General features: G+C 40.9%; 12 protein-coding genes. 2 read left to right on the forward strand and 10 right to left on the reverse strand.

Translation table 11 applies throughout. The annotated features are described in order from the left end of the window. Positions 1–31: 31 nt before the first annotated feature. The 5 genes from RFX69_RS12255 to RFX69_RS12275 all read right to left on the reverse strand — a co-directional run bounded on the left by RFX69_RS12255 (position 32) and on the right by RFX69_RS12275 (position 6,194). Complete coding sequence (locus RFX69_RS12255; RefSeq protein ID WP_309169451.1) at positions 32–1,462, reverse strand: amino acid permease; 1,431 nt, start codon at positions 1,460–1,462, stop codon at positions 32–34. Between the two features lie 370 nt (positions 1,463–1,832). Then, complete coding sequence (locus tag RFX69_RS12260) at positions 1,833–3,272, reverse strand: amino acid permease (RefSeq protein ID WP_000205436.1); 1,440 nt, start codon at positions 3,270–3,272, stop codon at positions 1,833–1,835. Between the two features lie 162 nt (positions 3,273–3,434). After that, positions 3,435–3,794 (reverse strand): RidA family protein, encoded by a 360-nt coding sequence (locus RFX69_RS12265; RefSeq protein ID WP_000071347.1) that lies wholly within the window; start codon positions 3,792–3,794, stop codon positions 3,435–3,437. A 10-nt stretch (positions 3,795–3,804) separates the two neighbouring features. Further along, complete coding sequence (gene alr, locus RFX69_RS12270) at positions 3,805–4,908, reverse strand: alanine racemase (RefSeq protein ID WP_271056224.1); 1,104 nt, start codon at positions 4,906–4,908, stop codon at positions 3,805–3,807. 20 nt (positions 4,909–4,928) lie between these two features. Then, positions 4,929–6,194 (reverse strand): D-amino acid dehydrogenase, encoded by a 1,266-nt coding sequence (locus tag RFX69_RS12275; RefSeq protein ID WP_024437998.1) that lies wholly within the window; start codon positions 6,192–6,194, stop codon positions 4,929–4,931. A 136-nt stretch (positions 6,195–6,330) separates the two neighbouring features. On the opposite strand from RFX69_RS12275, the gene RFX69_RS12280 reads away from it, so the two are divergent. Then, on the forward strand, positions 6,331–6,798 hold the full coding sequence (locus RFX69_RS12280) for an Lrp/AsnC ligand binding domain-containing protein (protein ID WP_001247568.1): 468 nt from the start codon (positions 6,331–6,333) through the stop codon (positions 6,796–6,798). A gap of 40 nt (positions 6,799–6,838) precedes the next feature. Here the strand turns inward: RFX69_RS12280 and RFX69_RS12285 are convergent, their stop codons facing one another. Further along, entirely contained in the window at positions 6,839–7,984 is a 1,146-nt protein-coding gene (locus RFX69_RS12285; protein ID WP_289332816.1) for a DUF1624 domain-containing protein, read from the reverse strand. 75 nt (positions 7,985–8,059) lie between these two features. Here RFX69_RS12285 and RFX69_RS12290 point away from each other — a divergent pair, with 75 nt between their 5' ends. After that, positions 8,060–10,150: a TonB-dependent siderophore receptor gene (locus RFX69_RS12290; RefSeq protein ID WP_289332815.1), complete on the forward strand. Its 2,091-nt coding sequence runs from the start codon at positions 8,060–8,062 to the stop codon at positions 10,148–10,150. A 44-nt stretch (positions 10,151–10,194) separates the two neighbouring features. Here RFX69_RS12290 and RFX69_RS12295 read toward each other — a convergent pair whose 3' ends face one another. The 4 genes from RFX69_RS12295 to RFX69_RS12310 form a co-directional block, all read right to left on the reverse strand. Continuing rightward, on the reverse strand, positions 10,195–10,575 hold the full coding sequence (locus RFX69_RS12295) for a nuclear transport factor 2 family protein (protein WP_000059269.1): 381 nt from the start codon (positions 10,573–10,575) through the stop codon (positions 10,195–10,197). 28 nt (positions 10,576–10,603) lie between these two features. Then, positions 10,604–10,978 carry a ribonuclease E inhibitor RraB gene (locus tag RFX69_RS12300; RefSeq protein ID WP_001078193.1) on the reverse strand — a complete coding sequence of 125 codons (375 nt, stop codon included), beginning with the start codon at positions 10,976–10,978 and terminating at the stop codon, positions 10,604–10,606. Between the two features lie 110 nt (positions 10,979–11,088). After that, entirely contained in the window at positions 11,089–11,754 is a 666-nt protein-coding gene (locus RFX69_RS12305; RefSeq protein ID WP_001130511.1) for an RluA family pseudouridine synthase, read from the reverse strand. 110 nt (positions 11,755–11,864) lie between these two features. Then, entirely contained in the window at positions 11,865–12,566 is a 702-nt protein-coding gene (locus RFX69_RS12310) for a DUF1003 domain-containing protein (protein ID WP_031379603.1), read from the reverse strand. Positions 12,567–13,185 lie beyond the last annotated feature (619 nt).

Consider the following 13,185-nt stretch of genomic DNA (forward strand, 5'->3'; position numbering starts at 1 on the left):
ATTGGCTTTCTGGTAAATCGAGACATGTTAATTAAAAGATTTCTTGACCTAATTTTTTCATACGCGGTTTATAGAACACATAATAGGTCACGCTTAAAACCACTAACCATACTGGGCTAACGTATAGCGCTTTTAAGGTATCTGGCTCTAATGCCAAAATCACCAAGGTAAACAAGAAGAATGCAATAACGGCATAAGCCATCAACACACCGCCCGGCATTTTAAAGGTAGATGCTGCATGTAACTCTGGGCGAATTTTACGATAACGTAAATAACACGCCATGATTAAAATCCACACGCTAATGAATAAAATCACACAGAGCGAACTTGCCAAAGTAAATGCTTCCATTGTGTTTGGAACAAAGTACTGAAGCACTGCTCCGCCCATAATGAAAATACATGAGAAGATTAAACCATTTGACGGTACAGCACGCTTTGATAAACGTCCCAAAACACTCGGTGCCTGACCATCTTTTGATAAACCAAACAACATACGGCTCGTTGAAAACACGCCACTGTTCATCGAAGACATGACCGAAGACAGCACAACCAAGTTCATGATAATTGCTGAAATCGGAATACCTGCATTTAAGAACAATTCAACAAACGGGCTTTTATCTGCACGGATATGATTCCAAGGCGTCACTGACATCACGACAAAAAGTGCCAGCACATAAAACAGAATAATACGTACCGGAATCGCGTTAATTGCTTTTGGTAAGTTAGTTTGCGGATCTTTCGTTTCAGCCGCTGTGGTACCAATCAACTCAACACCAATAAAGGCAAACACGGCAATCTGGAATCCGGCTAAAAATCCACTTACACCTTTTGGAAACAGACCTCCATGCGACCAGACATTACTGATGCTGACAACGTCACCATGAGGAGCTTGGAAATGAGTGAGAATCATGTAGCCACCCACACCAATTAAGCCAATAATTGCCAAAATCTTAATGAGTGCGAACCAGAATTCTACTTCACCAAACAACTTGACCGTAAGCAAATTAAGTCCTAACACGAATAGTACACAGCCCGCACTAATCATGGCCTGTTGCATTGGTGAGAAACTGGCACCCTCGGGCAACCAGAAACTTAAATAATTAATAACTGCTGATAGATCGGCAATACCGACCAATACCCAGCCTAGCCAATAGGTCCAGCCAATATAATAGCCAGCCCATGGGCCGATTAAATCATATGCCATATCAACAAATGACTTGTAATGTAAATTAGCAAGCAGTAATTCACCTAATGCACGCATAAGGAAAAAGAACATACCGCCAATTAACATGTAAATAACGAGAATCGAAGGACCTGCGAGGGAGATGGTTTTGCCCGAGCCCATAAATAGACCGGTACCGATTGCACCGCCAATTGCAATGAGCTGTAAGTGGCGATTACTTAATTTCCGTTGTAAATGATCAGGGGAACTTGCCTCATCTGAATGATGAACCATTGTCATATTAGAAGTCCTTTTTATATTTGCTTAATTTCAATCAGCAACATATAGGGAGAAAACGAACCGTATATCGTGGGTTGCTGAGTCTATACATCGGGACAAGATGTTCAAGTATATTTTTTCCTTAATTGATCTATCTTTTATCCCTATTTTTTTAAATTGCATTATTTATGTACTGCCTTCACGGCAATTTTAATTATCCAATCTCAATTCACCAGATGAGCCGAAGTGTAGCATGCGATATTGTTCAATGTCGCTTTCCCACCCCCTTCAAAACTGCACTGATGACTCAAAAATAAACAATATTATTCCGATAAAAAACTTAAAGAAAATAAAAAAAGCCAATCATGTTCGATTGGCTTTTTAATAAAACTTAATGGTCGTTGACGAGTTCACGTCCTAGTCTTTTCATGCGCGGTTTATACAGCACATGATAAGTCACACCTAAAATGATCAACCATACTGGACTGACATATAGCGCTTTTAAAGTATCAGGCTCTAATGCCAAGATCACCAAAGTGAAAAGCATGAATGCCAAAACAACATAACTCATCCAAATGCCGCCCGGCATTTTGAATGTAGATTTTTCATGTAATTCAGGACGTAATTTACGATAGCGTAAATAACACACCATAATGAGACTCCACACACTAATGAAGAGAATCACACAGAGTGAACTTGCTAATGTAAATGCCTCCATTGTGTTTGGAACAAAGTACTGAAGCACTGCCCCGCCCATAATGAAAGTACAAGAGAAAATCAAACCATTTGAAGGGACTGCGCGTTTTGATAAACGTCCAAATGCTCCCGGTGCCTGACCGTCTTTTGATAAACCGAACAGCATACGACTGGTTGAAAACACACCGCTGTTCATTGAAGACATGACCGAAGATAGCACCACCAAGTTCATGATGATCGCAGAAACCGGAATACCTGCATTTAAGAATAACTCAACAAACGGGCTTTTATCTGCACGAATGTGATCCCACGGTGTTACCGACATCACAATAAATAACGCCAATACATAGAACAAAATAATACGTACAGGAATCGCGTTAATTGCTTTCGGTAAGTTCTTCTGCGGGTCTTTGGTTTCAGCAGCTGTTGTACCAACCAACTCAACCCCGACAAACGCAAAAACGGCAATCTGGAATCCTGCCAAGAAGCCTTCTGTACCTTTCGGGAATAAACCACCATGTGACCAGACATTACTAATGCTGGCAACAGCGCCTTGCGGAGCTTGAAAATGGCTGAAAATCATATAGCCACCCACGCCGATCAGGCCAATAATTGCCAGAATCTTAATAAGGGCAAACCAGAATTCAATTTCACCAAATAGACGTACTGTAAGGAGGTTAAGACCCATCACAAACAACACACAGCCTGCACTAATCATGGCCTGCTGTATTGGTGAGAAGCTTGCACCATCGGGTAGCCAGAAGCTCAAATAGTTAATGACTGCTGAAAGGTCCGCAATACCGACCAGCACCCAACCTAACCAATAGGTCCAACCCAAATAGTAACCAGCCCAAGGACCAATCAGGTCATGAGCCATATCAACAAAAGATTTGTAATGCAGATTTGCAAGGAGTAACTCACCCATTGCACGCATTAAGAAAAAGAACATTCCTCCAATAATCATATAAATAAAGAGAATTGAAGGACCTGCAAGGGAGATGGTTTTACCTGAGCCCATAAATAGGCCAGTTCCAATTGCACCGCCAATTGCAATCAGTTGTAAATGACGGTTAGACAGTTTTCGTTGCAGATGATCGGGAGAATTTTCCGTATCTGAATGACGAGCCGTTGTCATATTAAAATTCCTTTTTGAATTCCTTTGTTAAGATCAGCAACCTATGGCGAAAATTGAACCGTATGCCATAGGTCACTGAATCTGTTCACCAAAAAACGACTGGTTAAACCGTATCTATCTTCCTTCTGTTAGATACATCATCGTTTTTGGAGTAAAGCCGAATTACTTTTGTGCTGCCGTCACGGCAATTTCAATTAACCAATCTGGATTGACCAAATCGGCCTGAATTGTGGCACGCGATGGAGCAACACACCCTTTTAACCAGTCAACCCAAATTGCATTTACGGTTGAAAAGTCAGAAAGATTTTTCAAATAGAGCTGCGCAGAGAGCAAGCGAGATTTATCGGTATTGGCTAATGCCAAAAGTTCATCAATTGTTGCAAGAATTTCACGGGTTTGACCTGCCACGTCCTGCTCGGTATTTTTAGGCACCTGACCTGACAAATAAACCACTTTGTTAAAAACAGTCACGGCGCTCATGACTTCGTTAGTGTTAATCTTTTGTATATCTGAATTAGACATTCGGATTTCCTTATACCTGATTAATAAATTGAACACGGGCGGTGACGGCACACATCAGTTCATAACCCACCGTACCGGATGAAACTGCAACATCGTCAATAGATAGAACGACGCCTGTACTTGACTGACCCCAGAGCACCACTTCACTACCAACTTTGGCACTCTCAATACCCGTTAAATCGACTGCCAACATATCCATACTGACGCGGCCAACTGTACGCGTGCGTACTGAGTCCACTAAAACTGGCGTGCCTGTTGGCGAAATACGTTGATAACCATCGGCATAGCCGCAAGCCACAATCCCAATCGTCATGGGTTGCTCTGCGACAAAGTTTGAGCCATAACCTACGCTTTCATTCGGCTCCAAATGCTGAACGGAAATAATTTCACTACGTAAGCTCATGGTTGGCTGCAAGCCCCAATCCGCAATACTATGGGTTGGGTAATCTGGCGAGCTGCCATAAAGCATGATGCCGCTACGGACATAATCTGATTTGAGCTGGTCTTGATAACGCAGAATTGCCGCACTATTACTTACCGATCTTTCACCCGGTAAATCCTTCACAATTTCTTCAAAGGCAGTAATTTGATAATCAATACCTTGCTGACCGAAACGATCGCCATCTGCATCCGAAAAATGCATCATGTGGGTAATCTTGGCGACATTTACCAAATTATTTAAACGTTCCCAGGCCTGCACATAATGCTGTGGTTTAAAACCAAGACGGTTCATACCACTGTTCATTTTCAAGAAAACATCAAATTGAGCAGGATAAGGATGCTGTTCTACCCACTCAATTTGCGCTTCACTATGAATGGTGAAACTAAGCTGATACTGCACACAATCAAATAAATCTTGAGGAGAAAAAATCCCTTCGAGCAACAAAATCGGACCCGTCCAACCTAGAGCACGAATTCGTTTTGCTTCATCAAGATCAAGTAAGGCAAAGCCATCTGCTGCTTTAAACGCTTCATAAACACGTTCAATTCCATGTCCATAAGCATTGGCTTTGACAACGGCAAAGACCTTACTGTTTGGCATAGCCTTGCGTACCACCGCCAAGTTATTTTGTAAGGCTTGACGGTGGATCACTGCGGTAATAGGACGAGGCATGATTACTTTCCTAACGTCCGTTAAGCCGCATGTGCGTGTGAATAACGCTGAATTGAAAGGCCATCGGTACTGATATCAGTCTTATGATTCAATACGATGTCACTGATTAATTTTCCTGAACCGCACGCCATGGTCCAACCTAAAGTGCCATGACCTGTATTCAAGAACAGATTTTTAAAGCGAGTCGCACCAATAATTGGAGTACTGTCTGGTGTCATTGGACGTAAACCTGTCCAGAAAGATGCTTGTTCCATATCACCACCCGGGAACAAGTCTTGAGTCACCATTTGCAAGGTTGCACGGCGGTCTTCGTTTAGTCCCAAATTGAAGCCGCTTAGCTCAGCCATACCACCTACGCGAATACGTTGGTCAAAACGAGTAATCGCGATTTTGTAAGTTTCATCCAGCACTGTAGATTGCGGAGCAAAAGCTGGGTCAACAATAGGAATCGTCAACGAGTAACCTTTTACAGGATATACAGGTAACTGTAGATCAAGCGGTTTCAAGAAATCACGTGAATAGCTACCAAACGCTAGAACATAACGATCTGCAGTTAAAACTTTACCATTGACCAAAACGCCCTTAATTTGATCGCCTTCAACAATCAATTTTTCTACGTTCTGGTTGAACTGGAAGTTAACACCTAGCTCTTTAGCAATTTGAGCTAAAGCATTGGTAAATAAATAGCAGTCGCCTGTTTCATCATTTGGTAAGTGTAAACCACCCACAAGTTTATCTTGTGCATTGGCCAACGCTGGTTCTACACGACCAAGTTCGTTGCCATTTAATAATTCGTAGCTTACGCCGCACTCTTCAAGCACGCTAATGTCGCGTTGAACCGCTTCCATTTGTGCTTCTTTACGGAATAACTGCAACGTACCTTTAGCGCGGTTTTCGTAGTGAATACCCGTGTCTTTTCTAAGTTCACGTAAGCAGTCACGGCTATATTCAGCCACACGCATCATACGTTCTTTGTTCACAGCATAACTTTGCGGATTACAGTTTTTCAGCATTTGCGCCATCCACTGTAATTGCCACATGCTGCCATCTAAATTAATCGCAAGCGGTGCATGGTGTTGGAACATCCATTTCACAGCTTTAAAAGGAATTCCTGGTGCTGCCCAAGGGGTCGAATACCCAGGCGAAATTTGACCTGCGTTACCAAAACTTGTTTCTTCAGCAGGACCTGACTGGCGATCGAGAACAGTAACCTCAGCTCCTTGTCGAGCCAGATAATAGGCACTTGCCACTCCAATAACGCCGCTACCTAGTACAATTACGCGCATTTCCATTCCCTCACGCACACCAGTTTATTTCACTAGTATATTTCTGCTTCAATAGTTTATTTCACTGTTTTTCAGGCTATAATCTAGGTAAATTTATGTTTTTCTCGCGAGAATTTTAAAAAAAGAGGAAATATCTATGCGCCCCTTAGATCGTATAGATCGCATGATTCTGGATATTTTGCAGCGTGAAGGACGAATTGCGATTAGTGAATTGGCATCAAGAGTCAACCTCTCTACCACCCCTTGTTCAGAGCGTGTAAAGCGCCTTGAGCGCGATGGCATTATCATGGGTTATTACGCACGGCTAAACCCCGCCTACGTTGACCGTAACCTGCTTGTCTTTTTAGAAATTAAGTTATCTGCCAAATCTGGCGATGTATTTGATCAGGTGGCTAGAGACTTAGTTGAGATTCCTGAAGTACTCGAATGTCACCTCATTTCAGGCGAATTTGACTACCTTGTAAAAGCGCGTTTAAAAGAAATGAGCGCATACCGCCGCTTATTGGGAGATCTATTAAAGAAACTTCCTGCTTCGGCATCTTCACACAGTTATGTGGTCATGGAAGAAGTGAAAGAAACTCTGTATTTAGATGTAAGCAAGTAAAGCGAGCATTATTGAACTCGCTTTACTCACCTTTTGGAAATTAGAAATATTTTAAAATCGAAATATGCTTGTTTTGATGTTTAAATTTCGAGAACCATTTAACCGCTGGATAGAGTGCAAAAGACAATACAATCGTGATTAACCACAGCATCCACACATGATTGACCGACAAATAGTTTCCGTAGTTAGCTCCCCACACACTGAGTGCCAACACATACATCAGTTTCAACACATATAAGTGCAGTAAATAAAAGAACATCGGCACCGAACCAAACACGACCAATGGTTTTAGAAATGAATATTGCTGCATACGTTCAAAAGCAACGAGCACAAGCAAGCCAATTCCGACATTTAGCAAAATAAACAATAAAGACGGTGGATACTTGGTGAGGTTAAAAAAGCTCATGAGACTCAGTTGTAATGACTCAAAATGTTGCCACGGCTGGTCACCATAGCCATTGATAAAACGGAGTAAAACAAATAACCCGATACTTGCCAGACCAAGGCTGAGTAAAGTGCGGCTTCTTTGCTTTGCTGAATATTTTGAACTAAAGAACTGACCTAATACGTAGCCTAATAAAATCACCCCAATCCAAGGTAAAACAGGGTAACTTGTACGAAGCTTGATACCCGCAAACTCAAGCCAGCCACGTTCATGTAAAACGAACCATATATTCTGTAGGATGCCTTGTGAGAAATACACAGAATCTAATAAGTTGTGCCCAAAAATAATCACCAACGCTACACCAGCAAGAACCGGCAAAGGCCAACTTACACAACAAGCTAGCAACACCATGCTAATACCAATCGCCCAGATCACTTGTAAATAAATGACTTCAGGCGGAAAAGTTGCCGTCCATGCAAAGTTCACAAGGGTAAGCTCTAACATAATCAAAAATAAGCCACGCTTTAATAAAAAAGCACGTGTTTGCTGTAAATCTTGTTTTTTTGACTGAAATAAAAAAGCAGAAATACCGGTTAAAAGTACAAAAACCGGAGCACAAATATGGGCCAATAATCGACTGCCAAATAAAGCCGGTTCTGTTACTGTTACGTCCATTGGGTCGGTAACCTGTTTATGTAAATAGAAAGTTTCTCTTACATGGTCGAGCAACATAATGATGATCACCAAACCACGCAATGCATCAATCGACTGTAAACGTTCAATATTCTTTTCTAAAGACATAGCAGTAATCAACAAAATAATGTAACGTTATACTATTACATTTAATTCCTTTTGTCTTTTTATGGCTGATTATTTATGCGACACAAATTAGGATTGTTGTCTTCGTTAGGTCTATCATTTATATCGACACTCACTTGGGGAGAAGAAACGTCAACGGTACTTGAGACCATACGTGTTCAGGCTGAAAGTACCCGAGAAGATGTGAGCCAAAATAGCTCGGCAACTAAATTTACTCACGATGTTTTAGATGTCCCTTTTAACCGTGCTTATCTTTCTAAACAAATAATGGAACAGCAAGACGTGCAACGGATTGATGACGCATTAACTTTAGTCAGTGGGGTTTTTCATCAAAATAGCTTTGGTGGTGGTTTTTGGGATAACTACTCATTTCGTGGCTTTAGTACCGACCCCAATTTAGGTGCGGCTATGATCCGTAACGGTTTGAGTGTTAACCGAGGAATTAGCGCTCCAAAAGATGTAGTGAATATTGAATCTTTAGAGTTTTTAAAAGGACCAATGGCGGCGCTATATGGTCGCGGCGAAACAGGAGGTTTGCTGAACCTCAACAGTAAAAAACCACAGTGGGAAAGCGAAAGTGAACTTAACCTACGCGCCAATACCCAAGAACAATATCGCATAAGTCTGGAACACACCGCGCCTATTAACGATGAACTGGCCTATCGTTTAGCAGTGGCTCACGAAGATAATCAAAGCTTTCGTGATCATGTTAGCAGTGAACGCTGGTTCTTTTCACCACAGCTCACATGGAAAATTTCAGACCAAACACAACTCGACTTTGACAGTGAATTTACAGAGCATAAAGGAACCTTTGACCGCGGTGTCAGCACAGTCAATCATCAGTTTGTGATGGACCCGAAAACCTTTACAGGTGAACCTGACGATGGTGATTTGAAAATAAAAGATTACTTTTACCAATTACGTCTGAGTCACGAGTTTAACCCTGATTGGAAACTAAACAGTGCGGTCAGTTATAAAGATGCACAAATGGTCGGCTTTGCAACCGAACCTCGTCGTATGCAAGCCGATGGCCGCACTCTAGAGCGCCAACGCCGCTATCGTGATTATACAAGTGAAGATGTGCTGGCTCAGACCGAGTTACTTGGCAAGATTGATACCTCATGGGCTCGTCATGAAATTTTACTTTCAACCGAGCTTGGTCAACTCGACTACAAACAAAACCAGCTTCGTCGCAACCACAGCACAGACTCACCAAACACAATTGATATTTATCAACCTAAATATGGCAAATATTTACCAAACCTCACTCCGTTTACCGACACCAAAGAGCGCCAGCGTTACTTTGCACTTAATCTACAAGATCAGATCTTTTTCAATGACCAGTGGAGTGTGTTACTCGGTAATCGTTTTGATCAGGTCGAACAAGACTTTAAAAATCATATAAAACAGACCGAAGACAACCAGACACTTCACCAGAATAGTCCACGTTTCGGAGTAAATTTTAAAGCCTCTGACCAATGGGCGTTTTATACCAACTATGGTCGCTCATTTGCCATGAATAGTGGTATGAACCGAAATGGACAAACCTTCGCTCCTGAAAAAGGCGAAAGCTATGAAGTCGGCACCAAATATAAAATAAACGACCAAAGTGTGCTGAGTCTCGCTCTGTTTAAAATGAAAAAACAGAACGTGCTAACGACAGACCCAATCGACAAAGACTTTCAAACCGCAGCAGGCGAAGTGAGCAGTAAAGGAGTTGAATTTGACTTAAATAGCCAAATCACTGACCGTTGGTTCGTCAATGCCAACTATAGTTATACCGATGCTCAAATTGAAAAAGACCAAGACTTGGCAAAAGGCGCTCGTCTAAGCAATGTTCCAAAACACCAAGGCTCCGTAAGCACCAAGTATGAGTTTCTACAAGACGGTGCAAGAAAAGCAGGCGTAGGTGCCAACCTTACCTATGTCGGTGAGCGCAGCGGGCATAACCTAGATAATGGCTTTAACTTACCTAGTTATACGCTGGTCAATTTAAATGGCTACTATGCACCATCTGACCGTTTACGCTATCAGCTGAATGTAAATAACCTATTTGATAAGACCTACTATGTCTCAAGCTATAGCGATTTATGGGTTCAACCGGGTGAACCATTGAACGCCTCAATTTCGGCACAGTGGAAGTTTTAATTTATCTATAAAATAAAAAAGCCCGAATAGTTTCGGGCTTTTCACTAAAACATACCATTTTCATTAACAAGTGGATCAGGCTGTATTTGCCCAATATCCCAAAACTCCGCAATTTTTTCATTTTCAAAACGGCATATATGAACCACAGCTAAAATTGTTAGCTTGTTATTCATTTGCATTTCCAGTTTCGAATGTACTGCAACTAAAGCACCATCCTCAATGACATGTTGAACTTCAAGAACTTTGTTTGGGGTTTCAATTGCACTTTCACGCATCCCTTCCTTCAAAGAAGTCTTATCACCAGCATAATAAGGATTGTGATGCTTAAAGTTTGGAGCGGTATAATTGCCGTAGGCTTCATCGACCTCGCCAGCAGCAGCAAGCTCTAAAAAACGTACCGCAATTTCTTTTTGAGATAAGCTCATTGTAGAACCTCCCGGCTATATTTAGGCTTTATTGTAAAATGTCATCTTCTTCTTCGTCGAAGACATAAGCCATGCAACCCCATCCATCATATTCGCCGTTAAATTGCTCAGCGATTGTCGAAAACCACTGCTCCAGATCAACAATATCTGAATATTCTGGTTCCATCGTAACAAAGATGGTAATGATCCATTCATTCGGTTCAACAGAATCATCTTGGAAAAGAGAAATTTTTTGCTCTTGATAGAGTAAATGCATCGCGCATTGCTCTGCATTTTGCTGATCTTGAAATGCAATTGAAAATTCAATTTCATGAAGCTCGGTTAAATCATCCCCGTCTTCAACCATTTGCCAAAGTACATTGCCGTTATCATCATCTGGAAATTGTTCGTAATCGCGGTTCATTAGATTGTCCTTGTTGTTGCTCTATTTGTATTATTCGGCATTAAGAATAACCGACTTTTATTGCAGTTTGGATATGTATTCAGTTGCGAATTGCATCAAATTTTAATTTTTTAGAAAGGCACTTGTGACTCAATCACCACATCTGTTCCCTTCAAAGGATGTTGAAAAGCGAGATATGCAGCGTGTAAAGCCATACGATTCAAATGAAACCGTTTAGGTTCAGGATGATATAACTTGTCCCCCATAATCGGATGCCCAATATGCATCATATGTACACGTAACTGGTGCGAACGCCCTGTCACAGGTTCCAGCAACACACGACTTTGATCTGTTGTTTCATCATAAACCAATGGTTGAAACAAGGTTTTAGCATGTTTACCTAATTCAAAATGTACAATTTGTCTTGGGCGATTTTCCCAGTCAGTAATGAGTGGAACTTCAACACTGCCCTCTTGTTTTACTTGGCCTTGTACCAAAGCAATATAATGTTTTTTGACTGTTCTGGCCTGAAACATTTTACTTACCGCAACTTCTGCATCGCGATGCTTGGCAAACATAAGTAAACCTGAGGTTGCCATATCTAAACGGTGCGTAACCTTTGCTAAAGGGAACTTTTCCAATACCCTTAAATACGCACTGTCATGATGTTCAGGTAACCGACCCATGACCGACAACAAACCCGCAGGTTTATCAACCACAATTAAATCGTCATCTTCAAATAAAATTGAAAGCGGATCTTGTGGTGGAGCGTAAACAAAGTTGTCGTTTAAAGGCATGGTCGTGAAACAGCAATGGAGCATGGCGGCAAATCATAAAGAAATTTCAGACCTACCGCAAAATAATCTATGGCACCCTACCTATGTTCCACGTGAAACTCAGAAAATCTTTATCGTTTTTTATTCATTTCAGCTAAAAGATCGAGCTGAATTTCTTGAATATGTGCAAGTCTTTCCCACTGATGCGATAAAAGATGGTCCATTTTTTCATGTAAATGACGAATCTCAAGCTCGGCTTTTAAATTAATTTGATAGTCATGTTGGGAACGCAAACGGTCTTTTGCTTCTTGACGGTTTTGACTCATCATAATAATAGGTGCTTGAATTGCGGCTAAACATGACAACACTAAATTCAGCAAAATAAAGGGATAAGGGTCAACGGGACGGACCACCATCACAACCGTATTTAAAACAATCCACCCCGTTAAAAATAAAGCAAAACAAATGAGAAAAGCCCAGCTACCACCAAATGACGCGATTTTATCTGCCAGTTTTTCTCCAAACGTCCAGTTTTGATCAAAATCTGACTCTGTATTTCGGCTAATCAGTTCATGCCGTTGCATACTGCCAATTACTTCATTTTCTAGATTAGACAACTCGCCCTTTTCCGAGCGTAATAGCGACTGCACATATTTAATTCGATAATCTGCCAGATCGGCCCGACAAATAAAGCTTGAGTAACTCCAATCTCGATGGTCTTTTAAAATTTCATCACTAATCACGTTACGGATGACTTCACCAGATACTAAATCTTTTAAAGGAAAGCTCTTTCCACATACGGCGCATTGGCGACACTGATTTTTATTCTCCATATTATCCAGCTCGCAATTGATCTTAAAATTAGTATATAAACGATTTTGATTGATCGCATCGTAAATAAAAATAGCGCTCTAACCTAAAATCTGTAAAGTCACTGAAACTATTTTTCGGTGGGCAGAAATCACAGGCTTCATATAATGAGATTTGAATGTCAGGAGGTAGCGTAGAAAGATAGAGCTTATCCATAAATTATATTCTTGTAAAATATCATTTTTATTATTGAGAATTTTTTAGGGTGTCAAGGGAAAACATCTATGGTTTACTTCAACAATCATAACTTTGTAAGTTATAACCTTGTGCCTATAAACTTTTGATCTATAGCGTCCTAAGCCGAATCGAGACCTTTTGGGTGAGTACACACTAACGTTATACGTTTCGGTGCATGCTACTCTTTTCGATCCCTATCACACCCTTGAGATATAGTTTAGCCAGCAGCCTGCGGGATTGTTTTTCTAAGAAAAGCTAATTTTGACCATTTTTGAAAATTTTTACGTCATTATACAAATTTAAAAGAATATATTCCCATTTACCTATAATTAGTTAAATTTAAATTCCATTTTATTTGTGTTTTTCGGTTTATTTTACCAAGTCATTAGGGTGTGTTGACACTTT

This window comes from Acinetobacter sp. 148, from assembly GCF_031196675.1.
Taxonomy (GTDB): domain Bacteria; phylum Pseudomonadota; class Gammaproteobacteria; order Pseudomonadales; family Moraxellaceae; genus Acinetobacter; species Acinetobacter baumannii.